General features: G+C 33.9%; 27 protein-coding genes and 1 tRNA gene. 15 read left to right on the forward strand and 13 right to left on the reverse strand.

From position 1 onward, the window contains the following. Positions 1 to 27 precede the first annotated feature (27 nt). Positions 28 to 1,014 (forward strand): glycosyltransferase family 9 protein, encoded by a 987-nt coding sequence (locus V7S79_RS01035; protein ID WP_459488609.1) that lies wholly within the window; start codon positions 28 to 30, stop codon positions 1,012 to 1,014. Between the two features lie 83 nt (positions 1,015 to 1,097). Here V7S79_RS01035 and V7S79_RS01040 read toward each other — a convergent pair whose 3' ends face one another. Genes V7S79_RS01040 through rfbC form a run of 3 tightly spaced genes read right to left on the reverse strand, consistent with a single transcriptional unit; the run spans position 1,098 to position 3,131 of the window. After that, on the reverse strand, positions 1,098 to 2,015 hold the full coding sequence (locus V7S79_RS01040) for an aspartate carbamoyltransferase catalytic subunit (protein ID WP_459488611.1): 918 nt from the start codon (positions 2,013 to 2,015) through the stop codon (positions 1,098 to 1,100). Between the two features lie 10 nt (positions 2,016 to 2,025). After that, positions 2,026 to 2,565: a bifunctional pyr operon transcriptional regulator/uracil phosphoribosyltransferase PyrR gene (pyrR, locus tag V7S79_RS01045; protein WP_459488612.1), complete on the reverse strand. Its 540-nt coding sequence runs from the start codon at positions 2,563 to 2,565 to the stop codon at positions 2,026 to 2,028. Between the two features lie 26 nt (positions 2,566 to 2,591). Next, positions 2,592 to 3,131 carry a dTDP-4-dehydrorhamnose 3,5-epimerase gene (gene rfbC, locus V7S79_RS01050; protein ID WP_459488613.1) on the reverse strand — a complete coding sequence of 180 codons (540 nt, stop codon included), beginning with the start codon at positions 3,129 to 3,131 and terminating at the stop codon, positions 2,592 to 2,594. A gap of 113 nt (positions 3,132 to 3,244) precedes the next feature. On the opposite strand from rfbC, the gene pyrF reads away from it, so the two are divergent. Both pyrF and V7S79_RS01060 read left to right on the forward strand, forming a co-directional pair. Further along, positions 3,245 to 4,072 (forward strand): orotidine-5'-phosphate decarboxylase, encoded by an 828-nt coding sequence (pyrF, locus tag V7S79_RS01055; protein WP_459488615.1) that lies wholly within the window; start codon positions 3,245 to 3,247, stop codon positions 4,070 to 4,072. 14 nt (positions 4,073 to 4,086) lie between these two features. Continuing rightward, positions 4,087 to 4,509 carry a DUF2721 domain-containing protein gene (locus V7S79_RS01060; RefSeq protein ID WP_459488617.1) on the forward strand — a complete coding sequence of 141 codons (423 nt, stop codon included), beginning with the start codon at positions 4,087 to 4,089 and terminating at the stop codon, positions 4,507 to 4,509. 365 nt (positions 4,510 to 4,874) lie between these two features. On the opposite strand, the gene glgB is transcribed toward V7S79_RS01060, so the two are convergent. Then, positions 4,875 to 6,773 (reverse strand): 1,4-alpha-glucan branching protein GlgB, encoded by a 1,899-nt coding sequence (gene glgB, locus V7S79_RS01065; RefSeq protein ID WP_459488618.1) that lies wholly within the window; start codon positions 6,771 to 6,773, stop codon positions 4,875 to 4,877. A gap of 125 nt (positions 6,774 to 6,898) precedes the next feature. Here glgB and V7S79_RS01070 point away from each other — a divergent pair. Then, a tRNA-Glu gene (locus tag V7S79_RS01070) sits at positions 6,899 to 6,970 on the forward strand. Positions 6,971 to 7,072: 102 nt separating this feature from the next. Then, positions 7,073 to 7,834 (forward strand): hypothetical protein, encoded by a 762-nt coding sequence (locus V7S79_RS01075; RefSeq protein WP_459488619.1) that lies wholly within the window; start codon positions 7,073 to 7,075, stop codon positions 7,832 to 7,834. On the opposite strand, the gene V7S79_RS01080 is transcribed toward V7S79_RS01075, so the two are convergent. The 4 genes from V7S79_RS01080 to V7S79_RS01095 all read right to left on the reverse strand — a co-directional run bounded on the left by V7S79_RS01080 (position 7,808) and on the right by V7S79_RS01095 (position 11,407). Continuing rightward, positions 7,808 to 9,013: a sialidase family protein gene (locus V7S79_RS01080; RefSeq protein WP_459488621.1), complete on the reverse strand. Its 1,206-nt coding sequence runs from the start codon at positions 9,011 to 9,013 to the stop codon at positions 7,808 to 7,810. The genes V7S79_RS01075 and V7S79_RS01080 overlap by 27 nt on opposite strands. Positions 9,014 to 9,187: 174 nt before the next feature. Beyond that, a complete protein-coding gene (locus V7S79_RS01085; RefSeq protein WP_459488623.1) occupies positions 9,188 to 9,469 on the reverse strand; it encodes a hypothetical protein in 282 nt (93 codons plus the stop codon). A gap of 93 nt (positions 9,470 to 9,562) precedes the next feature. After that, complete coding sequence (locus V7S79_RS01090; RefSeq protein ID WP_459488625.1) at positions 9,563 to 10,600, reverse strand: helix-turn-helix domain-containing protein; 1,038 nt, start codon at positions 10,598 to 10,600, stop codon at positions 9,563 to 9,565. Positions 10,601 to 10,825: 225 nt separating this feature from the next. Further along, positions 10,826 to 11,407, reverse strand: coding sequence for a Crp/Fnr family transcriptional regulator (locus V7S79_RS01095; RefSeq protein ID WP_459488626.1), 582 nt, complete (start codon positions 11,405 to 11,407; stop codon positions 10,826 to 10,828). A 132-nt stretch (positions 11,408 to 11,539) separates the two neighbouring features. Here V7S79_RS01095 and V7S79_RS01100 point away from each other — a divergent pair, with 132 nt between their 5' ends. The 3 genes from V7S79_RS01100 (at position 11,540) to V7S79_RS01110 (ending at position 15,047) form a co-directional block, all read left to right on the forward strand. Continuing rightward, the gene (locus tag V7S79_RS01100) at positions 11,540 to 12,121 is read left to right on the forward strand and encodes a Crp/Fnr family transcriptional regulator (RefSeq protein WP_459488628.1); all 582 of its coding nucleotides are present in this window, start codon (positions 11,540 to 11,542) and stop codon (positions 12,119 to 12,121) included. A 522-nt stretch (positions 12,122 to 12,643) separates the two neighbouring features. After that, positions 12,644 to 14,020 carry an alginate export family protein gene (locus V7S79_RS01105; RefSeq protein ID WP_459488630.1) on the forward strand — a complete coding sequence of 459 codons (1,377 nt, stop codon included), beginning with the start codon at positions 12,644 to 12,646 and terminating at the stop codon, positions 14,018 to 14,020. Between the two features lie 4 nt (positions 14,021 to 14,024). Beyond that, entirely contained in the window at positions 14,025 to 15,047 is a 1,023-nt protein-coding gene (locus V7S79_RS01110) for a zinc-binding alcohol dehydrogenase family protein (RefSeq protein ID WP_459488632.1), read from the forward strand. A 103-nt stretch (positions 15,048 to 15,150) separates the two neighbouring features. Here V7S79_RS01110 and V7S79_RS01115 read toward each other — a convergent pair whose 3' ends face one another. Continuing rightward, positions 15,151 to 16,587 carry a sodium:solute symporter gene (locus V7S79_RS01115; RefSeq protein ID WP_459488633.1) on the reverse strand — a complete coding sequence of 479 codons (1,437 nt, stop codon included), beginning with the start codon at positions 16,585 to 16,587 and terminating at the stop codon, positions 15,151 to 15,153. A gap of 64 nt (positions 16,588 to 16,651) precedes the next feature. On the opposite strand from V7S79_RS01115, the gene V7S79_RS01120 reads away from it, so the two are divergent. Genes V7S79_RS01120 through V7S79_RS01140 form a run of 5 tightly spaced genes read left to right on the forward strand, consistent with a single transcriptional unit; the run spans position 16,652 to position 20,489 of the window. After that, positions 16,652 to 16,981, forward strand: coding sequence for an ATP-dependent Clp protease adaptor ClpS (locus tag V7S79_RS01120; RefSeq protein ID WP_459488635.1), 330 nt, complete (start codon positions 16,652 to 16,654; stop codon positions 16,979 to 16,981). 5 nt (positions 16,982 to 16,986) lie between these two features. Next, positions 16,987 to 17,598: a recombination mediator RecR gene (gene recR, locus V7S79_RS01125; protein WP_459488637.1), complete on the forward strand. Its 612-nt coding sequence runs from the start codon at positions 16,987 to 16,989 to the stop codon at positions 17,596 to 17,598. A 16-nt stretch (positions 17,599 to 17,614) separates the two neighbouring features. Further along, entirely contained in the window at positions 17,615 to 18,337 is a 723-nt protein-coding gene (locus V7S79_RS01130; RefSeq protein WP_459488639.1) for a superoxide dismutase, read from the forward strand. Between the two features lie 6 nt (positions 18,338 to 18,343). Continuing rightward, positions 18,344 to 19,315 carry an isopenicillin N synthase family dioxygenase gene (locus tag V7S79_RS01135; protein ID WP_459488641.1) on the forward strand — a complete coding sequence of 324 codons (972 nt, stop codon included), beginning with the start codon at positions 18,344 to 18,346 and terminating at the stop codon, positions 19,313 to 19,315. A 1-nt stretch (position 19,316) separates the two neighbouring features. Further along, positions 19,317 to 20,489 (forward strand): chromate transporter, encoded by a 1,173-nt coding sequence (locus V7S79_RS01140; protein ID WP_459488643.1) that lies wholly within the window; start codon positions 19,317 to 19,319, stop codon positions 20,487 to 20,489. On the opposite strand, the gene rfbA is transcribed toward V7S79_RS01140, so the two are convergent. From rfbA to galE, 3 genes are read right to left on the reverse strand one after another with little or no spacing between them, the layout of a single operon-like run. Further along, complete coding sequence (rfbA, locus tag V7S79_RS01145; RefSeq protein WP_459488644.1) at positions 20,486 to 21,346, reverse strand: glucose-1-phosphate thymidylyltransferase RfbA; 861 nt, start codon at positions 21,344 to 21,346, stop codon at positions 20,486 to 20,488. The two genes, V7S79_RS01140 and rfbA, sit on opposite strands and share 4 nt — an antisense overlap. 1 nt (position 21,347) lies before the next feature. Beyond that, the gene (gene rfbB / locus V7S79_RS01150; protein ID WP_459488646.1) at positions 21,348 to 22,403 is read right to left on the reverse strand and encodes a dTDP-glucose 4,6-dehydratase; all 1,056 of its coding nucleotides are present in this window, start codon (positions 22,401 to 22,403) and stop codon (positions 21,348 to 21,350) included. Positions 22,404 to 22,406: 3 nt separating this feature from the next. Further along, positions 22,407 to 23,423 (reverse strand): UDP-glucose 4-epimerase GalE, encoded by a 1,017-nt coding sequence (gene galE, locus V7S79_RS01155; protein WP_459488648.1) that lies wholly within the window; start codon positions 23,421 to 23,423, stop codon positions 22,407 to 22,409. Between the two features lie 144 nt (positions 23,424 to 23,567). Here galE and V7S79_RS01160 point away from each other — a divergent pair, with 144 nt between their 5' ends. Then, positions 23,568 to 24,401 carry a transglutaminase-like domain-containing protein gene (locus tag V7S79_RS01160; protein ID WP_459488650.1) on the forward strand — a complete coding sequence of 278 codons (834 nt, stop codon included), beginning with the start codon at positions 23,568 to 23,570 and terminating at the stop codon, positions 24,399 to 24,401. A gap of 3 nt (positions 24,402 to 24,404) precedes the next feature. On the opposite strand, the gene V7S79_RS01165 is transcribed toward V7S79_RS01160, so the two are convergent. Beyond that, positions 24,405 to 25,025, reverse strand: coding sequence for a 4'-phosphopantetheinyl transferase family protein (locus tag V7S79_RS01165; protein WP_459488652.1), 621 nt, complete (start codon positions 25,023 to 25,025; stop codon positions 24,405 to 24,407). 66 nt (positions 25,026 to 25,091) lie between these two features. Between V7S79_RS01165 and V7S79_RS01170 the strand changes: the two genes are divergently transcribed. Beyond that, positions 25,092 to 25,991, forward strand: a complete 900-nt coding sequence (locus tag V7S79_RS01170) for a WD40 repeat domain-containing protein (protein ID WP_459488654.1) — start codon at positions 25,092 to 25,094, stop codon at positions 25,989 to 25,991. Positions 25,992 to 25,996 lie beyond the last annotated feature (5 nt).

Here is a 25,996-nt window from a genome sequence, read left to right on the forward strand (position 1 = left end):
TATGTCCAATTCATTCTTTTTTTTCAAATGAGCGACTCATCGAAAGTATTAATTATTCAAACTGCATTTTTAGGCGATGTGATTTTATCCACATCTCTTTTAGAAAAAATTCGGAATGAATCTCCACAAACAGAGGTGCACATATTGGTTAGAAAAGGGAATGAAAGTATTTTACAGGCCTATGATTATCCCATTTTGAAAAAAGTTTGGGTTTATAATAAACAAGAAAAATGGAAATCTTGGAGGCAATTAAGAAATAATTTGTCCTTAGAAAAGTTTGATCAAGTCATTTTAATTCAGCGATTTTTTGGAATGGGATTACTTAGCCTTTGCATTGGGGCTAAAAAGGTAATTGGCTTTGATAAAAATCCTTTGTCTTTCTTATTCTCGAAAAAAGTGAAACATAACTTTGGCAATGGGGATCATGAAATCAAAAGAAATTCGAATTTATTAAAAGATTGGCTGGGAAATAAGGTGTTTAAGCCCTATTTAAATCCGCCTGCAGTCGATTTGCCTAATGGATTAAGTCCTAAAAATTATATTTGTATTTCACCTGGTAGTGTTTGGGAAACAAAACGATTACCAATTCATAAATGGATTGAATTTATTCATTTACTACCCGAAAATCAATCGATTGTTTTAATGGGGGCACCCAATGAAAAAGATTTGTCTAATCAAATCGAACAAGCATTTCAAGGGTCCAATAGGCCAATATATAATGAAACAGGCAAGCATCCATTATTGGTTTCTAGTTATATTTTTCAGCAAAGTAGTAAAAGTTATGTAAATGATTCCGGACCGATGCATATATGTTCGGCAGTCAATGTACCTACAGCAGCTATTTTTTGTTCAACGATACCTGCATTCGGATTTGGTCCACTAGCTGATCAAAGTAAGATCATTGAGTTTCAAGGGGTTTTATCTTGTCGCCCTTGCGGAGACCATGGGAAACAGAATTGCCCTTTAGGTCATTTTAAATGTGGAAATGAGATAGATGTGAGAGAAATGATCTGATTGATATTTTAAGTTGAGATAGAAAAGAGAAAAGAGAAAAGAGAAAAGAGAAAAGAGAAAAAATACCTCTTACCTCTTACCTCTCATCTTTGCGCTGCCAACAAATACAACACCGCCATTCTGACTGCTACTCCATTTTCTACTTGGTCTAAGATGATGGAATGTGGTGAATCAGCTGCATCGGAACTTAATTCAACACCTCTGTTGATAGGTCCAGGGTGCATTAAAACAATTTCTTTGGGTAACTCTTCCAGCATTTGTCGGTTAATTCCGAAAAATTGAGCGTATTCTCTTAGGCTTGGAAAGTATTTAATTTGTTGCCTTTCCAATTGAATTCTTAATACATTGGCAGCATCACACCACGCTAAAGTAGATTTTACATCATGTGATACTTCAACTCCTAATGATTGTATATGTTTCGGAATTAAAGTGCTGGGGCCACATAAACGAACTTCTGCTCCTTGTTTTTTGAGAGCATAAATATTTGAAAGAGCAACTCTCGAATGTAATATATCACCGATAATGGCTATTTTTTTTCCTGCCAAATCTCCCAACTTTTCTTGCAGAGAAAAGGTGTCAAGTAAAGCTTGAGTAGGATGCTCATGCGTGCCGTCTCCGGCATTAATGATATTGGCTTTGATGTGTTTTGAAAGGTAGTGTGGTGCTCCTGGACTCGCATGACGCATTACAATCATGTCCACTTTCATGGCTAAAATATTATTAACCGTATCTAAAAGTGTTTCTCCTTTTTTAACGGAGCTTCCTGAGGCTGAAAAATTGATCGTATCTGCAGATAGTCTTTTTTCAGCTAATTCAAAGGATAATCGAGTTCTAGTAGAATTTTCAAAAAAAACATTGGCAATCGTAACATCTCTTAAAGATGGAACTTTTTTAATAGGTCTGTTAAGAACTTCTTTAAATTCTTTGGCAGTTTTGACTATTAATTGAATGGATTCTTCGTCCAAATCTTTTATTCCCAGTAAATGTGGCGATTTCAACATATTTAAAGGATCATTGATGAGTTATTAACCAAATTTTATCAGCTTCGTGGCCTTGTTCTTTCCATTCCACCAATACTTTTTCTGTAGGTAATGTGTTGACATTTTTACCGACATAATCTGCATGAATGGGCAAATCTCTGTTGTAAATACGGTCTATTAAGACACATAATTCGACTTTAGCGGGTCGTCCAAATGAATTGAGTGCATCCAATGCAGCTCTCACCATGCGTCCGGTAGCCAAAACATCATCTACCAAAATCACTCGTTTATTTTCAATCAAGAATGGAATATCGGTACTATTAGGAGAAACGGGGTCTCTTCTTCTGAAATCATCTCGATAAAAAGTTGCATCCAATTTACCTGTCTGAATGGTATAGCCTAAAAGTTCACTTAATTCATTGGCGATTCTTTCTGCAAAAAAGATACCTCTAGGTTGTAGTCCTAAAATAACAGTTTCTGTTTCACTGATTTGATTTTCAATCAGTTCTTGGCATAACCTTGAGATGGTTATTTCGAGTAATGGACTTGATAAAATCAGTTTACGATTCATTCCTACAAAGGTATTAATATTTTTATCTAAAATATACGCTCTTCACGATTAAATAAAGGTAATATCTGATCTTTTTCAGAAACAATCGGGTTTTCTACCCCCCAATCAATGTTTAAAGTTGGGTCATTCCAGCGAATTCCAGATTCAGCTTCTTTGTTCCAAAAATCAGTACATTTATAGACAAAAATAGTTTCTTCTAATGCGACAAATCCATGTGCAAAACCAACAGGAACATAAAGCATATTTCCTTTATCTGCATCTAGCAAGAAAGTTTCATATTGTCCAAAAGTAGGCGAATCTTTACGTAAATCAACAATTACATCATTTACTTTACCTGTCATACAGCGAACTAATTTGCCTTGTGCATGAGGATTTTTTTGGAAGTGCAAACCTCGAACGACACCTTTGGTTGAAAATGAATAATTATCTTGAACAAAATTTTCACCTATTCCGTTAGCTGAAAACAATTTTTGATTGTAAGATTCATAAAAATGCCCTCGGTCATCGTGATATTTTGTAGGTATAAATTCAATGACACCTGGGAATTTGTGTTGTATAAATTGCATAGAGTTGATTCTTAATAGGGTCGTTTTTTTGATATTGATAATAAAGACCTTAATTTGCGCCAAAATTATTCATAATTAGGCATTAATACAAAAGCCTTTGATTTTTCTTCCGAATGAATTCATCTGAATTAGTAAAACAAATAGAATCGAAAAAGTCATATTTATGTGTAGGTCTAGATACTGATCTTGCCTTAATTCCAAGTAGATTTAAGCGAGAATCGGATCCTGTTTTTGCATTTAATAAAGCGGTCATTGATGCTACTTTGCCATATTGTGTATCCTATAAGCCAAATATTGCCTTTTATGAAGCAATGGGGCCTCGCGGTTGGGAAAGCTTACAAAAAACAATGGATTATATACCTAAGGAGGTTTTTACCATTGCAGATGCCAAACGAGGAGACATTGGAAATACCGCCTTTAAATATGCACAAACTTTTTTTGAGCCTAGTTCAAGTGGATTTAATTTTGACTCTATTACCGTAGCTCCATATATGGGGCATGATTCTGTGCAACCCTTTTTAAAATTTGAAGATAAATGGGTGATATTGTTGGCCTTAACCTCTAATCCTGGTAGTTTAGATTTTCAAGTTTTGAAACAAGAGAATGGTAAAGCATTATTCGAAAATGTCATGCGTAAAGCCTTGGAATGGGGGAGTCCCGATCAATTGATGTTTGTGGTGGGTGCAACAAGAACAGACCATTTAAAATATATTCGAGAAATCGCGCCAGATAGTTTCTTTCTTGTTCCAGGTGTAGGTGCGCAAGGGGGGAGTTTAGAGGAAGTTTCTAAGTTTGGTATGAATTCCAAAGTGGGTTTATTGGTTAATTCTTCAAGGGGAATTATTTACGCAGGAGATGATACCGAGCAATCTGCCAAACGCGAGGCTAAGAAAATTCAGGAAGAGATGAGTCGTTATTTAGATCAATATTGGGTTAAATAATAAAATAGAAAACCATGGAATTAAGCATCAGTACACCTGCATTATTGTTCTCAACAGTCTCATTGTTGATGATCGCCTTTACAAATAGATTTATGTCTATGGCCTCTTTAATTAGGGATTTACATGAAAAATTCCAGAAGAATCCAGATAATTCTATTTTGTTACAAATCATGAATCTTCGTAAACGAATGTCATTGATTCGAAATATGCAAATTGTCGCCATTGTTAGTTTGCTATTTAGTGTATTTTGTATGTTTTTCTTATTTCTTGAATACCAAGTGATAGCAAGTTGGTTATTTGGTCTAGGTTTAGTTGGAATGAGTATCGCGTTAATCATGAGTGCCTGGGAAATCACGATTTCTACCAATGCTTTAGAAGTGGAATTATCTGATATGCAGGAGATTATTGAGAGGAAAAACGAGAAAGGTAAGAGGTAAGAGGTAAAAGGTAAGAGGTGGCTTCGAGAACCTAAGCCACCGAATTGTTTTTTTTTTTTTCTCTTTTCACTTTTCTCTCTTCTCTTTTCTATTTTCAATAAAACAATAAAGACTCAGAAATATCCCGAGCCTTTATTCAATCCGCCTAAGTAGTATTTTTTCTTGAATTACATCAAGTTGTATTTTCGTAAAATTGTACACAAAAATAGTAATATAATTCAAAATCAAAAATCAAATAGGGGATATTTTTTATTATTTTAATAAAAAATAGCATTTATTATTTAATTTTTTTCAAAAAGAAAACCTGTTTGGTATAATCAAACAGGTTTCACGATAATAGATAGAAAGGTTTTTGATGCTAGAAATTACGATTTCAGGATTAAAGCTGAAAGCGGTGGTAAATTGACTGAAATAGAAAACGCTTTTCCATGCCAATTGATTTCCTCAGTCATGATAGCACCTGGGACAGGGTAATCACTTCCTCCAAATTCGCTTTTATCTGAATTCAATAAAACTTTCCAAATGCCAGGCAAAGGCACACCAATGCGATAATCTTCTCTAGGTGCGGGGGTTAAATTTAAAATAACAATGGCTTGTTGTTTATTATTATCTCCTTTTCTGATGTAAGAAATAACTGAATTGCCATGGTCATTAGATTCAATCCATTCAAAACCTTCGTGAGAAAATTGTTTCAAAAAGAAAGCTGGTTCTTCGGTATAGATTTTGTTGAGAGCCTTAACCATGTTTTGGATTCCTTTATGAGAATGCTGTTCTGTTAAATGCCAATCTAAACTTTGATTATGATTCCATTCTTCTCTTTGTCCAAATTCCCCTCCCATAAACATTAGTTTAGTTCCAGGATGGCAAAATTGATGACTGAAAAGTAATCTCAAATTCGCAAATTTTTGCCAATCATCACCTGGCATTTTACTTAGTAGCGAATTTTTACCATAAACAACTTCATCATGAGAAAGAGGTAGGCAAAAGTTTTCAGAGAATGCGTAAACCAAAGAGAAGGTCAATTCATTTAAGTGATATTTACGATGTATCGGGTCTTTTTGCATGAATCTTAAGGTATCATTCATCCAGCCCATCATCCATTTTTGACCAAATCCTAAGCCACCTTGAAATACTGGTTTGGTTACGCCTGGGAAGCTCGTTGATTCCTCTGCAATGACTTGTATATCAGGGAATTCTCCATAAATATGAACATTAAGATCTTGAAGGAATGAAACTGCTTCTAAATAGTGATTTCCGCCGTATTGATTTGGTTCCCATTCTCCATCATTTCTAGAATAATCCAAATAGAGCATCGAAGCAACTGCGTCGACTCTTAAGCCGTCCACATGGTATCTATCGCACCAGAAGGCCGCATTAGAAAGTAAAAAGCTTCTTACTTCATTCTTCCCGTAGTCAAAAATGTATGATTTCCAATCAGGATGATATCCTTTTTTAGGGTCATAGTGTTCATATAAACAGGCTCCATCGAAATTTCTAAGGCCATGGTCATCACCTGGAAAATGTGAAGGTACCCAATCTAAAATGACTCCAATATTGGCTTGATGAAGTTTTTCAATCAATCGCATAAAGCCCTGTGGGTCTCCAAATCTAGAAGAAGGGGCAAAATATCCAGTTATTTGATATCCCCATGAAGGTGAATAGGGATGTTCCATGATGGGCATGAATTCCACATGGGTATAGCCCATTTCTTTTACGTACTCCACCAATTTGACCGCTAAGTCGTCATAACTCAAATAATCATTCTCCAAGGTTTTTTGCCAAGACCCCAAATGAACTTCATAAATGGACATGGGGGCATTCATTGCATTTTTCAAATGTCTCTCTTGCATCCAAGATTGATCATTCCATTCTTTGAAAGTGGTCCAAATGATACTTGCTGTTTTTGGAGGGGTTTCACAGTACAGACCCATGGGATCCAATTTTTCTAGGTATTCTCCTGACTTGGTTTGGATACCATATTTATAGGTTTCTCCGTTTTTAATTCCCGGAATAAAACCTTCCCAAATCCCTGAATCATCCCATCTTCTATAAAGCGGATGAGAAAATTTATCCCAAAAATTAAAATTGCCAATGACTTGAACAGATTCTGCATTGGGAGCCCAAACGGCAAAAAATGTACCAATTTCATTTTCAAAAGTAAGTTCAAATGCTCCTAGTTTTTCGTAAAGTCTTGTGTGTCTACCATTTAGGAAAAGAGCGACGTCGAAATCACTTAAGAGAGAATAGGGCTTAACTTGTGACATATATTTGAGATTTTTGATTAGGCTAAAATACTAAATAATTTCTTAAAAAAAATATAACTTTTTTTTGTCCATCTGTTTGAATTATTAATGAAAACTTCTACCTTTGCACCACAATAACCCACAACGGTCCGTTCGTCTAGGGGTTAGGACACGTCCCTTTCACGGATGAAACACGGGTTCGATTCCCGTACGGACTACAAAAGCCACTCTTTCGAGTGGCTTTTTTGTTTTTTTCTTATATTTGTTCAAATATATTTTTAGCTGTTCTTTTAAACTCTAAGTCATTAATAATCAAGTTTATGGAAGTACATCACCACAGCCATCATCCCAAAAAATGGAAGGAATATATTCAGGAATTCCTGATGCTCTTTTTTGCCGTATTTTTAGGTTTTATGTCAGAATATTACCTAGAATATCGGGCAGAGCGACATAAGGAGCACGATTATCTTTCTAGCATGGTTAAGGATCTACATGCAGATTTAGATGAAATGTCCTCCAAAGATAAAGCTATGGATGAATTGATGTCATCTGGAAATAAAATCACCGCTATTATATACAAGCCAAACTGGGAGAAAACAGATATAGATAGTATTTACCTAAATAGTATTGTCATGGTGACTCGATTTGTTAATCTTAATTTTTCTTCCGGAACGATCGATCAACTAAGAAATGCTGGAGGCTTTCGTCTCATACAAAATGAAGAAATAGTTTCTAAAATTTCTGATTATGAGAAGGGAAAAGTGGCAATTAGAGTTCAACAAGAAGCCATGTTGGAGCGTTGGGCAAGAGTGCACGAAATGCAAAATAAAATATTGCATTTGAATGTGTTTGAAGCTGCAGATAAAATGGGAAAAGTTAATTATAACCGAGAAACCCTAGAGCAAATAATTTCACGAACGGGTAAGGCTTTCCTTACAACTGATAAAAATACTTTTTATGAGTATTCCAATTATGTGAATGTCTGTAAAGGATATGTTGCATTCTATGAAATAATGTCAAAAATGCAACAACAAAAAGCCAAAGAGTTAATTCAATTAATTGAGAAAGACTTGGCGAATTAATTTATTTCGTTTTTTCCATTTCAGTTCCTTAAAAACAATCTTACTGTAATTTTCTAATTCATATAAAATCCCAATTTTTTTCCTGCCTAATTGTACGATGTCTGAATAGGCTGTGTAATCTTTTTTTGCTTCAGCAGTTGTACTTGCTTTGGCAATCAGTATATTTTTTTTCCATGTCAATCCATCGTCCTCACTGATTTTCAAACTTAATTTATCTCTATTCAAGGTATCTGACGTATTGGAAAAGGCAAGTATCGATTTCCCTTTCTTGCTACCCATATTAATCAAACTTCCTTCGCATATGGCATCCGGTAATTGCTTGTCAAAATAAATACTGTCCCATTTTTCACCTCCAGTTGAACTAATACCAATAATTCTTGAATGAATATCTCCTTTTTGATTCCTCATATTCATCATTAAGCGGTCTCCTGAAATTTGCGCAGCGGTGGCTTCATTACTTCCCGCTAAGGGAACTGTTTCTCCCAAATGGAAAGTCTTTCCATGATCATCCGTATAAAAAGTGTGTGCAAAATAGTCAACTCCTTTGTCGCTTAAATTACTTTCTGAGTGATTTCCTGCTACCAGCATTCTGCCTGCATACTTTCCAGAGGTAAACAATAATCCGTGACCAGGTCCATTGGCGTAATGGCGCCAGTCTTCTTTAAAATTGTATTTGGGGTTAAATTTCTCTTGCTTTGGACGATGTACTTGTAAGGTAATATTAATCGGTTTAGACCAAGAGATTCCTCCGTCTGAGGAGGTGATGTACCAAACTTCTCTAACACCTTTGCCACGTCTTATTTCTCCTTCATGATTATTACCCGTATTATAGAATAGAAAAATTCTACCCTGTGGGTATAGTGGATCTAATGTGTCTAAAATTGGAGTCGGATTGCCCGCTTGAAGTGAATCATAATCAACAATGGTAGAAATAGCAGACCAAGTTTTGCCTTTGTTTTTGCTGATTTTCAAAACAATATTGATGTCGCCAAAATCACTAGCTCCTTTCACTCGGCCCTCTGCAAAGGCTAAAAGATGCCCTTCCTTATTTTTGATGATGGCAGGAATACGATACGTTTTATGGCCTTCTTGGCCTGATTGAAAAACAAGGTTTATTTTTTGCGATAATCCAAGGAAAGGAAATAGCAGTAGTATTAGTTTTAGAGTAATCTTAGTCATTTTCAACGTATTAAATCTATTCCGAAATAGTCTATAAGTTGTAATTTATGTAAGATTTATATCAAAATGAAAGTATTGTGACCTTAAAGTAGAACGAAATTCAATATTAATAAAAGATTAAATGAATTTTTGGTCTAATTTTCAAATTACGATAACTTATATTTAGAGAATAGACTAATATTCTTTTTCTTTTATTGGTGCTATTTTCTCATAATCAAATAAAACGTTCAAATCCTTCCACTCTTCTTTAACTAATTTGTTGAATGTGCCATTCGGATTAAATCTCATTTGAATGATGGTGTAAGAATCTGACCATTCTGCATAAACAAATTGATCTTGAGTCCAAGTAGTCTTTTTCATTTTTCTCGCTAATTTACTTAGCTCGTCCAAATTGTATAGAGTTAAATCTGGAATTCTAGCAAATGGTGAAAATGGTGGCTTTAAAAAACGAAACATTGGTTGATGAATTTTTTCTTTCAAAGAAAATTGATTCAAATTATATGTTTGTCTTAAATTTGAGCAAATGCAATATATTGGACAAAAAAATGATCATTTTTCTAACTCTAGTTTTATATGTCCAAAATAAGTTTTCGGTGAATTCTTTTTGAGCTTTTTAAATGCATTGTAAAAATTAGATCTGCTCCCAAATCCACTTTCCAAGGCCATTGTTTCAAAGGTAAAATTTCTCCATTCTTGACTTGTTTTCATTTGTTCCTCAATGTAATTGAGACGCTTTAAATTCACATAATCAGGGAATGTTAGATTTGTGAAAGTTTTTATAAGCGTAGAAACCTTTCTATTGGGTATATCTAAAGCCTCTGCAATGGTTTGTGGACTTAAATTCTCGTCTAAGAAGAAGTGTTTTTGTTCAAAAATATTTTCAATTTTATGGAATAGGATAGCTTCTGTTTCAATTTTTTCAAAAGAATTTGTTGCAGTATTTTGCTTAAAGCTTTCTCCTTTCAAAGTAGTAATATCAAGCATTTTAGGATGATAAAACAAGATAAATGCAAGTACAACATGGTCTACAATTTTCAATAAATCTTGCCAATTGAATACAATAGCATTTTTGTGTGGGGAAAAGACAAAATATACTGAAACGATAATGCTAAATACTTTTAATATAAATACTCCAACTAGCCAACTAACTAAAATTATATTTTTCTTAAATTGTTTTTCGGGAACATGTTTGATGTAAGCATAGAGACTGCTACCTATAAGGACCGAGTAAATTGAATATTGAGTTAATCTGATAAATTGATGATAAGCAGGTTTTATCAGGTAAATACTATACTTACTCTCTACTAGGTAGGATTTTTTCTGTATAATTTCTTTGATCAATTCTAATTTTATCTCAGTTGGGCTCAGGTATACGGGAATTAATTCCACTAAATTGAGTAAAAATGGTAGAAAATGTAGTAAATCAATAGGTTTGAATTTTTTTTCAGGAAATAATACAAACTCTTGAAATAAATAAGCTAAAGGGAAAATAAGGTAAACAAATGGAGAAGATACTTTCAGTAAATAGGGGTGTAAAAGAAATTGATCCTCATTCGTCCAAAAGGAAACAAGGATAAGCAAAGTCAAATTTAGGAATTGAACACCTAAAAGCTTGCTAGCAATAAGTCCTTTTTGAAATAGTAATTTACTACCAATTAAAAAGAAAAAAAGACTTAAAAAAAAGTAAAAATAAATGCTTAAAAAAGAACTCAAAAACTTTATAAAATTATATATCGAACGTAGATTTTTTAAAATCCTCGTAAATTACAAATAAAAGAGTAATAAATTGACAAATTGTAAGATAAAATTGAATTATTCGTTCAAGGATTTTAGAATTTTAGATAAATAAGTGGTGTCAATTCCCAAAAAATTAGCCAATTGTTTTTGATTTAATCGCTTTACAAGCTTAGAATTAAAGCTTTTCAGGAAAGTGTATTTTTCTGATGCATCTAATGAACGTAGGAAAATACAAATATTTTGAAGCACACATAAATAGTTAAACAACTCATTTACCATGGTCATACACATTTTATTGTTGTATTCCATGATTTTAAACAGGACATTTTTTCGCATCGAAAAAATGACACAATCTTCCAGCGCTTCAACAACTTCTTCATTTATTTCCCCTCTTAAAAAGCTCTTGGGAAGTAAAATAAAGTCACCCTCCATAGAAAACCAATTGATATGCTCTTTACCATTCTGGTCAATCGTATATTTTTTTAATAATCCTTTTTCTACATAACAAACACGGTCTTCTACTTTACCTCTATCATAGAGTAAATCACCTTTTTTTAGTTTTTGAGCAAATGCTGTATCTAAAATGAATTGTACAAATTTTTGGGAGGAGTCTGAACTTTTACCAAAGGATTCTAAAAGTCTTTGTGATAATTTCATTTGTTACTAGTGACTTGATGATGAGGTTAAATTAATTATTGCTTTTTGAACGTAAGTATTGCAATTTAAATCTAAATTTTAAATAAATTTGAATTTAAACTAAATTTAAAGATTCCTAGCCCATGTAGTATTATGAAATTATTAGAAAGATTAAGTGCGAGTCCCTATTTAAAAAACAAATTTGATTCAAGAATTTTAGACCACTTAATGAGTTTGATTTTTTCTGTCAAATTGAAAAAAGGGGATATTCTGGTGTATGAAGGGGAGGTTTGTGATAAAATGTTTTACATAGAGAAAGGCCTTCTAAGATTGTTTTCAGAAAAAAATGGGGTTGAGGTTTCTACCTGGTTTGTTCAAGAAGGTCAATTTGTATCTCCAATTAATAGTTTTCAAAAAGAAGTGCCATCCCATGAAACAATGGAGGCATTGGAAGATTGTGTTGTTTACGGAATCAAAAAGAAATTATATTTTCAATTGATTGGTATGAGCAATCGATTTGCCATGTTTTCAGTGGTAGAATTGATGCAGAATTTGTGCGAGTTTCAAAATCAAACCATTCTTTTGAGAACACTGAACAGTGAACAAAAGTATGTATTCCTACAGAAAAATTACCCATCCTTATTAGAACGTGTCAGTCAAAAGCATTTAGCCTCTTTTTTGGGTGTTGAGGTAACCTATTTGTCCAAAGTTATTAAGAAGTTTAAAGAGAAGTAGAGGAGGTATGATGTATGATGTAAGACGTATGATGTAAGATGTATGATGTAAGATGTATGAGGATCCTTTTTTTACATTCTTAATTTTTAATTCTACATTCTTAATTTCTCTTAAGTCATTTTTAAACTAAAAAGGTTAGACTTAGTAAGTCTAACCTTTATTGTTCTGTGTTCTAAATTATATCATCAATCTTTTTCCCAAATAACCTATTGAAAGGTTACCTTCTTGGTTAGGATTAAACAAAACTACCTCCTTTAATTTGACTGTAAATTGTGATTTTGCAACTTTTTGAAAAATAGTTGTTTTTTTTTAATTTATTTCTAAAAATAGATCTACCAAGTTTGTTTGGTTAAATCGGGAAAAAGTGCCAATTCGTTCTTGAAAAATGTTGATTTAGCCAATTAAAGTCGTTATATTGATAATATTCTTATAATTTTGAATTTTTATTGAAGAGTTCGAGTTTTAATCTTTTTAGTAAAATTCCAAATACATTTCCTTTTAGATTATATAAATATTTTTTGCTTGAAATATCTATTTATTGCCCTCTTAAATATTTTATTGATTTTTAATATTGATTCTAATGCTCAGTATTTTGGTAAATCAAGATCAGATGATAATTTGGTGGCTCTACAGAAAGATACGTTATTGAATATTTGGGCAAGAAATTTAAAACATATTCAATTAGATACTTCACAAAAATGGAAACTTGCCATTGGGGGTGAATTAAGATATAATTATCAGAATTACGAACATTTCAATTTTGGCGAAGTTCCTTCTACTTTTTTAACCGATTCACCTCAGCAATTATTGCAGCGAGTGATGTTGCATGCTGCTTTGTCCACTAAAAATAAATTCAGAGTTTTTCTACAATTTAATCATACCGAGCGATTTTTTAATAACAACCCCATTAATAATCAATCGGATGAAGATATTTTTTCAATCCATCAATTTTTTTTAGAAATACCTACTTCAAAAAATGCTTTTCTACGTTTAGGAAAACAAGAGGAGGTTTATGGAGGGGAGCGTTTATTAGCTTCGCGGGAGGGGCCCAATACAAGGATGACACATGCTGGTATGCATTTTCGTTATAAGCAACCAAATTTACTTGCTGATGTATTCTGGGTTAGACCAATGATTATGAAGCCAGGAGCCTTGGACGATGAGCTATCTAAAGAGGATTTAATAGGGGTGTATTTTAGTAATGTTGATTTTCATAAACCTTATTTATTTGATTTTTATTCTATCTATTTTCAAAGTCCCAAAAGAGAATATTTGTTCAAAATAGCTGAAGAAAAAAGAAATAGTATAGGTTTTCGATTTATTTCAAAACCCAATAAATGGCAATATTCGATCGAAAATGTTTATCAATTTGGTAGTTTTGGAGAATCTTCCATAAGTGCATTTATGTCCATTTTTGATGTTTCTAGGCAAATACATCATTATTACACCTTAGGTTTTAGTGGTAATTGGGTTCCTGGAGATAAAAATTACGATGATAATCAATTAAATACCTTTAATACACTTTTTTCAAGACCTCCTTTTGGGCAAACAGTATCTTTAAACATTACAAATACATTAAATTTAAGTCCGTATTTTAGATTTCATCCCAATGATTTCATTCAAATGACTCTACGTGGATCTTTTGTTACTCGCGAAAGCTTGAAAGATGGATTGTTTTCTCCAAATATGTCGCCAATGCGTCCAATTTTAAATCATAAATTTGAATCAACGGCAAGAAATGTAGGTAATATTTTCACTTTAGAAACAAATTTGAATTTAACTAGAAGTTTACAAGGCCTGATTGAATTCGGTTATTGTGAGGCTGGAGATTATTTGAAAGATACGGGGAATGGAAAGGATGTTTTTTATTTTGCCATGAGAGCTGCTTATAAATTTTAAAGAAATGATTAATCAACTTATTTGTTTAGAGCCTGGAAAATTTCATTGGCAGAAAGTCGAAAAACCTAGGAGGAAATTAGGTGAAGTACTTATAAAGGTTCGTTGGATTGGAATTTGCGGGACAGACTTACATGCTTTTGAAGGTACTCAGCCATTTTTTTCATACCCTAGAGTCTTGGGACATGAAGTGTCGGGAGAAATCGTGGAAACGGAAGCGGATGAAGCTGATTTTATCCTTGGCGACCAGGTAGCCATTATTCCATATATTCATTGTGGTAAATGTGCTGCTTGTTGTTCTGGTAAAACAAATTGTTGCCAAACCTTATCAGTCATTGGAGTTCATCAAAATGGCGCAATGGTTGAATATATTTCAGTTCCAAAACAATTTGTTATTCGTGCGAATGATATTCCATTAAAACATTTGGCCATGGTTGAGCCTTTATCGATTGGTGCACACGGAATTAGAAGGGCAGGAGTCAAGGAAAATGATTTTGTGCTAATTATTGGCGCAGGCCCCATAGGTTTAGCAGCCATGGCATTTGCTAGAATCAAAGGAGCGAAAGTAATTGCTTTGGATTTTAATCAAAATCGATTGGATTTTTGTCAAAAAGAATGGCAAGTTGATTATGTGATTCATGGAAAAGAGGATGTCTCTGCTAGATTAATGGAAATTACTGCTGGAACTATGCCTCAAATTGTGATTGATGCAACTGGAAATTTGAATGCAATAAACAATGGTTTTCAATATCTTTCTCATGGTGGAAATTATACATTAATAGGCCTGCAATTGGGGCAAATTCAATTGAGTCATCCCGATTTTCATAAGAAAGAAGGTACTTTGATGAGTAGCCGCAATGCGACTCGTGAAGATTTTGAATATGTGATTGAATGTTTAAGAAATCAACAAATTGACCTAAGCAATTACATCTCCAAGGAAATTGATTTTATGAATTTACCTCAGGAATTTAATGAAATTCCAAAACCTGAAAATAAAATAATCAAAGCGGTGGTGGAGATTAGAATGTAGAGAAGAAGAGAGAAGAGAGAAAACGGGAAGAGAAACCTCATTCGATTTTTCTCTCTTCTCTCTTCTCTCTTCTCTCTTCTCTCTTCTTTTACCTCCTTACCTCTTACCTTTTACCTCTGATCCCCCAAAGCATCAAAAAGCAGATAAATCCATTTAGGATCAATTTAGCGAAACCAAATCCACCAAATAGTTCTTGTGTTTGAGTTTCTAATATATAAGTAATGATTGGCGATAGTATGCAAATAAATGGTACTAATTTGTCTTTTACAGGAATTTTGGTAAATAATCCAAAAGCGAATAAGCCCAATAATGGACCATAAGTATAACCCGCTAAATTAAATACTGCAGCAATTAATTCTTCGTTGTTGAATGCGTGAAATAATAAAATGACCACAAAGAACAAGGCAGAAAAACCTAAATGAACAAAGTTTTTTAATTTAATTCTCTTAGTTTCTTGGAATTTTTCTATGCTCAAGAAATCAATACAAAAGGATGTTGTTAAAGCAGTTAAGGCTGAATCAGAGCTCGCATAGGTAGCCGCAATGATCCCTAATAAAAAGGTAACGCCAGCCAAGGTTCCAAACTGGCCACCTAATGCCAAAGAAGGGTATAAGTTGTCTGTTTGTGCTGGAATGACTAAACCTTTGGATTGAGAATAAATATATAAAATTGATCCTAAAGATAGAAAAAGGATGTTGACTAAAAGTAATACCCAATAAAACCAAAACATATTTTTTTGAGCTTCTTTGATTGATTTACATGTTAGATTTTTTTGCATTAAATCTTGATCTAAACCTGTCATTACAATGGCAATAAATACACCGGCTAAAAAGTCTTTCCCAAAAAAGTGTTTGCTTTTCCAATCCCATTCAAACATGTGAGAATATTTGCTATCTCGTATGGTCTGATATAATTCGCTCATGTTTAAATGCATTTGTTGGCTCACCAAATAGATGGTTATGAACAAGGCAATTAATAAAAAGAGTGTTTGAAGTGTATCCGTGTAAATAATGGTTTGTACACCCCCTTTGTGGGTATATATCCAAATTAATAAAATGGATATAAAAACAGTTACAATGAATGGAACCCCAATAGGTTCAAAAATGGCTAATTGTAAAACATTGACCGCTAAAAATAGTCTGGCTGCAGAACCTATTGTTCTTGAAAGAAGAAAAAAGGCAGAACCCGTTTTGTATGACCAAAAACCAAATCTGGATTCTAAATAAGTATAGATCGAAATTAGATTTAATCGATAGTAAAGAGGCATCAATACCAATGCTATCGTTAAATAGCCAATAGAATGCCCAAGAATAATTTGAAAATAGGTAAAGTCTGTTTTGCCAACTGCGCCAGGTACAGAAATGAACGTTAATCCAGAAATTGAAGTTCCAATCATGCCAAAAGCGACTAACCACCAAGGGGATTGTCTATTGGCAGTAAAAAATGAATTGGTATCGGCTCCTTTAGATGTGAAATAAGAAATAGCTATCAACAAGCCAAAATATAGGATAAGAATTCCTCCCGCTAATTGTACTGACATAGAATTTTAATAGAATAATTTTTTTAAATTTGTGTTACGTGGTTTTTTAAAACTGTCCAAAAATATGCAAATCTTTTCTAATAAGTTTTTTCTTTCTAGCTTTTCTTTTCAAAATATTGAAAAGTGGCAAGAAGATACCGATGTATTAGTTGAGGAAGAGGTTTTACCTGGATTTACCTTGATTGTTTATAACGATGAGGTTAATACTTTTGAGTACGTAACGATTACCCTCATTGAGGTTTGTCAGCATAGTCAAGAACAAGCAGAACAATGCACGCTCCAAATTCATTTTAAAGGGAAGTGTTCTGTGAAAAATGGTGATTATGAAGATTTAGTAAAGATGCGCAATGAAATTTGTCGCCGTGGTATTTCAGCTGAAGTTGAGTCAAATTAATCTATATGGCCTTACATATTTACCCATCAAAAATTATTGAACAAGCAGTTGAGGAAATCTCAAAATTGCCAGGGATTGGTAAAAAATCAGCCTTAAGATTAGCCTTACATTTATTGAAAAGACCAGAAAGTCAATCCCTACAATTGGCTCATGCTTTGGTTCAGTTGAGAACAGAGACTCAGTTTTGTCCTCAATGCCATTCCATTTCTGATGGTGGATTGTGTGGAATTTGTTCCAGCATCAAAAGAGATGAATCCATCGTTTGTGTCGTAGAAGATATGAGAGATGTATTAGCAATAGAAAATACGGGTCAATATACAGGATTGTACCATGTTTTGGGAGGTATTATTTCTCCTTTATCTGGTATTTCTCCCAGTGATCTTCAAATTGAATCTTTAGTTGCTCGTGTTGCAGCTGGTAAAGTGGTAGAAATAATTCTTGGATTAAGTCCTACCATGGAAGGAGACACCACTGCATTTTATTTGACCAAAAAATTAAAAGAATATTCTGTCAAAATTTCTACCATTGCAAGGGGAATCCCAATTGGTGGCGATTTAGAATATACAGATGAGATTACCCTTGGACGAAGTATTGTCGGCCGAGTAGTTTATGAATAATCTAAATTTTAAGAAAATGAAACGTTCCAGTTTTTTGCAAAAAACATTAGGCCTTGCCGGTGCAAGTTTTTTATTTTCTAGTTTTTCCACTAGAAAAATGTCAGTAGATTTTTCTGTTATAGCTGCTGAAACGTCACCTTTCACCTTACCTGCGCTTCCTTATTCTTTTGAAGCCTTGGAGCCTTCTATCGATCGTTTAACCATGGAGATTCACCATGATAGACATCATAAGGCTTATGTAGACAATTTGAATAAAGCTGTGGCGAATACACCAATGGCTACATTGACTTTGGAGGAACTTCTTACCAACATGAGTAAATACCCTGTTGCTGTTAGAAATAATGGCGGAGGACATTGGAATCATAGTTTCTTTTGGCAATTATTGACTCCTACTAAAACCAGTCCGAGTGCGGATTTATTGAGTCAAATTCAAAAGGATTTTGGTTCATTAGACAATTTGAAAACAGAATTTGCCAAAGCTGCAACTACTCGCTTTGGCTCTGGTTGGGCTTGGTTATTAGTAAAAGATGGTAAATTGGTGATCTCTTCAACTCCCAATCAGGATAATCCTTTAATGGATCTTGCTGAAGTAAAAGGAAGTCCAATCATGGCCTTAGACGTTTGGGAGCATGCGTATTATTTAAAATATCAAAATAAGAGAGCGGATTATATCGCTTCTTTTTGGAATATACTCAATTGGGATTTTGTTTCTTCTCAATTTGCAAAAGTCAATAAATAAAAAAGAATGGAATTACTTGATGAAATCCCATCGTTGAATTTAGCAGAATTTAACTCGGGTGATGTAGATAGAAAAAATAAATTCGTTCAGGATTTGGGCAAAGCCTTTAATAACATTGGTTTTGTTGCAATCAAAGGACATGGTTTATCGAATGATTTTACAAGTGAATTGTACCAAGCTGTTGAACAGTTTTTTCAGTCGGAGGATGCAATAAAACAACAATATGAAGTGCCAGGAATTGCTGGTCAAAGGGGCTATGTGGGCAAAGGTAAAGAGACGGCTAAAGGTTTTAAGGTGCCAGATTTGAAAGAGTTTTATCACGTGGGGCAACCGCACAAGAATGATGGCGATTCTGTTTGGAAAGAATATCCTGAAAATGTGTTTCCTTACGAATATCCACAATTTGGAAAGTTGACACTTCAAGCTTATCAAACGTTAGAAGCTGCTGGGAAAACACTTTTGAGAGCCATTGCTTTGTATTTGGAACTTCCAGAAGATTATTTTGAAGACAAGGTTCAAAACGGAAATTCTATTCTAAGAGCGATTCATTATTTTCCCATTCAGAATCCAGATGCATTGCCTGAAGGAGCTGTACGTGCAGCAGCTCATGGAGATATTAATTTAATTACATTATTGATGGGAGCTTCTGCTGAAGGCTTGGAAGTATTGCGTATTGATGGGAAATGGATTCCTATTACTGCTTTACCGGATCAAGTAGTCGTGAATGTTGGAGATATGTTAGATCGCCTAACCAATCATAAATTAAAATCGACTATCCACCGAGTTGTTAATCCTCCTAAGGAGAAAATGGGTTCATCGAGGTATTCCATCCCATTTTTCATGCATCCACGTTCAGAAATGGATTTAACCTGTTTAACAAATTGTGTCAATTCAGAGGAACCTAAATTATATTCAGATATGACAGCGGGGGAATTTTTGGAAGAACGTTTGATTGAATTGGGATTAAAGAAAAAATAATATGTGGAAGAGGCTAAAACATTTCGATTTTCTATTCGATGTGCTTGTTTTAGCCTCCACCTCTTTTGGCGGTCCTCAGGTGCATTTCGCACTTTTTCTAGATCGTTTGGTCCATAAAAAACATTATTTGAGTGAAGAAGAATTGTTCGAGATACAAGCCTTATGTTCTGTATTACCTGGGCCTACTTCTACACAAATTATCACAGCTGTTGGGTTTAAGCGGGGAGGGGCAATTTTGGCCTATTCTACCTTGTTAGTTTGGATAACTCCAGCGGTATTTATTATGACCTTAGCAGCTTATGGAATGACTTACCTACGCAATAAAAATATTTTATTGTATGTTTTACCAGTCGGTATAGGAATGATTTTGCAATCAAGTGTTGTAATGGCAAAAAAGGTGATAACTGGACCTTTGTATGTGTTAATTTGCTTAATTACCATTTTAACTGGTTTGATCTACCAAACACCTTATTTCTTTCCAATGGTTTTGTTGTTAGGTGGAGTAATTTCTTCTTTCAATTATAAACTTTTCCCAAAACAGAATAAGCATAAGATGATTATTCCTTGGGCGAATTTTTATCTTTTTATTGGTTTTTTCTTGTTTTTAGCTCTTTTGGGAAGCTTTACTAATTATTTCCCCATTAAATTATTTGAAAATTTCTATCGAAACGGAAGTTTAGTCTTTGGTGGTGGACAAGTTTTAGCACCCGTTTTATTTACTGAATTTGTGGAATTCAAGCATCTAATCAATTCGCAAGATTTTTTAACAGGCATGGCTCTATCTCAATCTTTACCTGGGCCTATTTTTGCCTTGACTTCTTATTTGGGAGTCTTATTAATGCGAGATTATGGATTGTTTGGGGAATTGATGGGTAGTGCTATTGGAGCAGCAGGGATATTTTTACCTGGGACTTTTTTGATATTCTTTGTCTACCGAATTTGGGGGCAATTGAAACAATATCGAGTTATTCGGGCCTCATTGGCAGGAATTCAAGCAGCCTCATTGGGTTTATCCTTTGTGGCTGCTTATATTTTTCTTAGTCCAATCATTATAACTGCCGATTGGATTTCCATGTTGATTGTTTTATGTGCTTATATCGCGGCACAATACACCAAATTACCGTCTATCGTCCTGTTTTTGATGGCACTTGGAATAGGAATATTGCTCAATTAAGCTATTAAGTTCAAAAGATATTGCCCATATCCACTCTTTACCAATGGTAAGGCAATTTCTTTCAATTGTTCTGCATTGATATATCCCATGCGATAAGCGACCTCTTCGATGCAACCTATCTTCATTCCTTGTCTTTCTTCTATCACTTGAACAAATTGTCCAGCTTGCATCAAAGACGCAAAAGTACCCGTATCTAACCAAGCAGTGCCTCTATTGAGAATACCAACGGAAAGTTTACCGCGTTTTAGGTATTCTTTGTTCACATCAGTGATTTCATATTCACCTCTTGGAGATGGAGCAATGTTTTTGGCAATTTCGACGACTTCATTGTCATAAAAATACAATCCAGGAACGGCATAATTTGATTTTGGCTTTAAAGGCTTTTCTTCAATCGAAATGACCTTGTTGTTTTCATCAAATTCTACCACACCGTATCTCTCAGGATCTGTAACAGAATAAGCATAAACCACTCCGCCATCTGGATCATTATTGGCTTGTAATAATTTACTTAAACCAGAGCCATAAAAAATATTATCTCCAAGAACTAGGGCCACTTTATCTTTCCCTATGAATTTTTCGCCAATTACAAAGGCTTGAGCTAATCCATTGGGTTCAGGTTGAACCGCATATTCAAATTTACATCCCACTTGAGAGCCATCTCCCAATAATTTTTCAAAATGAGGTAAATCATGTGGGGTTGATATAATTAATATCTCTTTTATTCCAGAAAGCATCAGAATAGAAAGGGGATAGTAAATCATTGGTTTGTCGTAAACAGGCATTAATTGCTTGCTTACGGCTAGTGTTAATGGATGAAGTCTTGTGCCAGAACCTCCAGCTAAAATAATGCCTTTCATATTATCTACCTTGATACATTTTGGTGTAGTATTGTTGATAAGCTCCTGAAGTAACATCAGAAAGCCATTTTTCATTGGATAAATACCAATCTACTGTTTTTTCTAATCCTTCCGCAAATTGTAAAGAGGGTTTCCAGCCTAATTCATTCATGATTTTATGTGCATCGATCGCATATCTCAAATCGTGACCTGCTCGATCTGTTACATAAGTAATTAATTGGCGTGAAGTCCCATTTTCTCTGTTCAATTTTTGATCCATGATGTCACAAAGCAAATGAACTAAATCGATGTTTTTCCATTCGTTGAAGCCACCAATATTATACGTATCGCCATTTTTACCTTGATGAAAAACCGTATCAATGGCTCTTGCGTGATCAATTACATATAGCCAATCTCTCACATTTTCCCCTTTTCCATAAACAGGTAATGGTTTTGAATGGATAATATTGTGAATCATTAAAGGAATTAATTTTTCAGGAAAGTGATTGGGGCCATAATTGTTTGAACAGTTCGTAATGACAACTGGCAAACCATATGTTTCATGAAAAGCACGTACAAAATGATCCGAACTAGCTTTAGAGGCAGAATAAGGAGATCTTGGGTCGTAGGGGGTAGTTTCTAAAAAAAACTCTTCAGGGTTATGTAATTCACCATATACCTCGTCGGTTGAAATATGATAAAATCTTTTTCCTACAAAATTGCCTTTCCAATGTTTTTTAGCAGCTTGTAATAGATTTACCGTCCCTAAAACATTTGTTTTTACAAAAGCCAAAGGATCAGTAATAGAACGGTCCACATGCGATTCTGCTGCTAAATGCAAGACCCCGTCAAATTGATATTTATCGAATAATGCATCAATTTCTTCTGCATCAGTAATATCTGCTTTAAGAAAAGTGTAGTTGGGTAAATGAGCAATATCTTCGTTGTTAGCTAAATTTCCAGCGTAAGTTAAGGCATCAAGATTATAGATTTGGTATTCAGGATATTTCTGAACGAACAGTCGCACAACATGTGACCCGATGAAACCTGCACCTCCAGTGATGACTATTTTCTTCATATATTATTTTTTACTAAGGTTTTCTTGCCAAGTCCAAGCATCTTTGAGCGCTTGTTCTAAACTTATATTAGCTTTCCAATTAAGAATTTTATTTGATTTATCTGTAGAAGCGTAAACAGCAGTCACATCTCCAGCTCTTCTAGGTTGAATGTGGTAATTCACTTTTTTACCTGTCGCATTTTCAAAACTATGTATCACTTCTAAAACGCTACTGCCTTTTCCTGTACCAATATTAAAAAAGTCGTAAAAATTATCTTTTTGTTGATTAATCAAGTATTGCAGAGCTTTAACATGTGCATTTGCTAAATCAACAACATGGATATAATCTCTAATTGCCGTTCCATCTGATGTTGGATAATCAATGCCATAGATATTTAAAGGACCTCTAATTCCCGCGACAGATTGAGTAATAAAAGGAATTAAATTAGCAGGAGCTCCAATGGGTAATTCCCCAATTAATCCAGAGGAATGTGCTCCGATTGGATTAAAATATCGCAATGAAATAGCTGATAATTTGGATTTTGCTTTTACTGTATCAGCAATGATTTCTTCACAAATTTGTTTTGTATTGCCATAAGGTGAGGTGGCTACTTGAACTTCTGCCGCTTCTGTAACTGGCAATGATATGGGTTGACCATAAACGGTACAAGACGAAGAAAATACCAAATTATTAATGCCAAATTCTTGCATTTTCTCTAATAACAATACAGTAGCAGAAACGTTGTTTCTGTAGTATTTTAAAGGATTTTCAACAGATTCGCCTACTGCTTTACTTGCCGCGAAATGGATTACCCCTTGAATCGAATGATTCTTGAAAACTTTGTCTAATGTTTCAGGATTATTGATATCTCCTTGGATAAATTGAACCTTTTGAGAAGTAATTTTCTCTAATTGGGTAATAACTTCTAAAGATGAATTGGAAAAATTATCAACTATAATAGGTAGGTAACCATTCTCAATTAATTCAATGTAAGTATGTGAACCGATAAAACCAGCACCTCCGGTGATTAGAATTTCCATCTTTTGTTTTAAAATTAACAACAAATTTAGGCTTATTTCGTTGCTAAAAAAAATATCAAGATTAACATTTTGATGTAAGGGTGCACAAAAAGGTAAAATTTCCGTTTAGTAAATATTTCATTTATTTTTGTTAAAATTATTCACATGAACGAATCTTCTATTAAAGCGATGATCCATTTATTGGACGACTCTGACACAGAGGTTGTTCAAATCGTGGAGGAGCAAATTAGAACTTTAGGAAGTAGTATCATTCCATTACTTGAAAACGAATGGGAATCTTTGTCCTTTAATCCCATTTTACAAGAAAAAATTGAAAATTTGATTCACGATTTTCAATTGGAATCTGTTCGAAATAAATTGATTCATTGGAAAGAGGCTGGAGGAATGGATATTTTGGAGGGAATGTGGATTGTTGCAACTTATCATTTTCCAGATTATAGCTATGAGCAATTGAAACTTGAAATGGAACAAATGTATTATGAAGTTTGGCCACAAATCACAGAAAATTTACATCCTGTTGATCAAATTAAATTGTTAAATGGCATAATTTTCGATCAATTTAAATTTGGAGCCAATACTAAGAATTTCCATGCAGCGAATAATTCATTTATCAATTTTGTTTTAGAATCAAAAAAAGGAAATCCTATTAGTCTTTGTGTTATTTATATGTGGATTGCTCAAAAATTAGGTTTGCCTGTTTATGGTGTCAATTTGCCTAATTTATTTGTTTTGGTTTACAAACATGAAGGAGTTAATTTTTATATCAATGTATTTAATAAGGGGTTGATTTTCAATCGAGTAGATATTGATAATTATTTGGCTCAATTGAATTTGCCACAAAATGATATCTATTACAATCCTTGTTCAAATTTAGAAATTATTCGTCGAGTATTGAGGAACTTAATAATGGCTTTCGAAAAAGCAGGGGATGAGGGGCGTAAAAATGAATTGACAGAACTTATCAATATTTTGGATTAATATTTATTTTTTAACCGCAACACTAAGAACAAATTCATCAAATATTTCCCAATAAATGTTTAGCGATTCATTCTCTACCTCTGAGGTAAAAGGATTTGTGAAATTTTCCGACAAATTGATAGCGTTTTGAAAAGACAATCCAGGTGTTTTACAAGCTTTGTAAATGGATTCTTTCATTGACCAAGCAAGTGTAAGTTGAATATGATCATTTTGCCAACGTTCAAATTCCAGCTCATTTAAAAATCTAGGGGCTATTTTAAGGATTTTTCTGCCTTTTTTTTCAATATCTATTCCGATGGATTTTTTTTGGCAAACAATCGCAGCCACATAAGGGTAGGAGTGTGTTAGAGAAATTTCCAAATCCGAATCGATGAACAAGGGTGCACCGTTTTCATTAACATCCAATTGAGCATATTCTACGTTTAAAGTTTTGCAAATTTCGAATAAACAATACCTAGCAGCTAGAGATTCAGATTTTTGTATAGCTGATTTCTTATTCTTTAAAATTGTTTCATACCAATCCAAAGGAATTGTTTTGAAAAAGTCAATCGGCTCTTCAATTTTCCAAACTTTGATCCAATTTTCTGAGGAATCAATCGGAATAGAAGTGAAAATTTCAGGCATAATGTGTAATTTGATTGTAAAATTATCAATTTTGCATTTAAATCATCTACAAAATCCCAATCAAACTTGCAGGTCAATAAAATAGATACATTTTCTGGGCATCGTGGTGCCGTTTTTAGTTTAGTGCAAGGCACGGAAGAGCATTTGTTTTTTTCTGCAGGCGCTGATGGCTGGATTGTTCAATGGAATCTTCAAAAACCAGATGTTGGAAAGGCGATTGCGCAAGTTGAAGGCTCAGTTTATTCGATGTTTTTAGAAAAGAAGAATGAAATATTGTGGGTTGGGCAAAATAATGAGGGAATTCACGGGATTAAACTTGCTGATCAAAGTCGAGTTTTTTCCATCAAATTAGATTCTCTTTCAATTTTTGATATGCAATTGTTTAATAATCAAATTTGGGTAGCTCATAACGATGGCTTAATAACGGTTATTGATTTTGAGTCAAGAAATATCATTAAACACATTAAAGTAAGTCAAAAAAGTGCTCGTAAAATTGTTGTGTTAGACGAAAATAGCGTAGCAGTGGGATATAGCGATGGTTATATTCGTCTTTTTGATAAAGAATTCAATTTAATTGATTTTTGGCAGGCACATGCTAATAGTATTTTTTCATTAGCCTATTTGGAATCAAAGAACGAATTAATTTCAGTCGGAAGGGATGCGCGGGTGAAAAAGTGGTACTTAGGTCAAGCTGATTTTAAATTAAATCCATTGGAAGTTAATGGGCATATTTATGCGATCAATGATGTTGCCTTGCATCCCAATCAAACTTTATTTGCCACGGCAAGTATGGATAAAACCATCAAAATTTGGCAATTAGAAGAAATGAAATTGTTAAAAGTTATTGATGCTGCTAGGCGTGGTGGACATAAAAATTCGGTGAATAAGTTGATTTGGACTTCTTTTGACAATCAATTGATTTCAGGTTCAGATGATAAAAATATTTCTGTTTGGACAATTCTTTAAAAGTT

It is taken from the genome of Aquirufa sp. ROCK-SH2 (assembly GCF_054558315.1).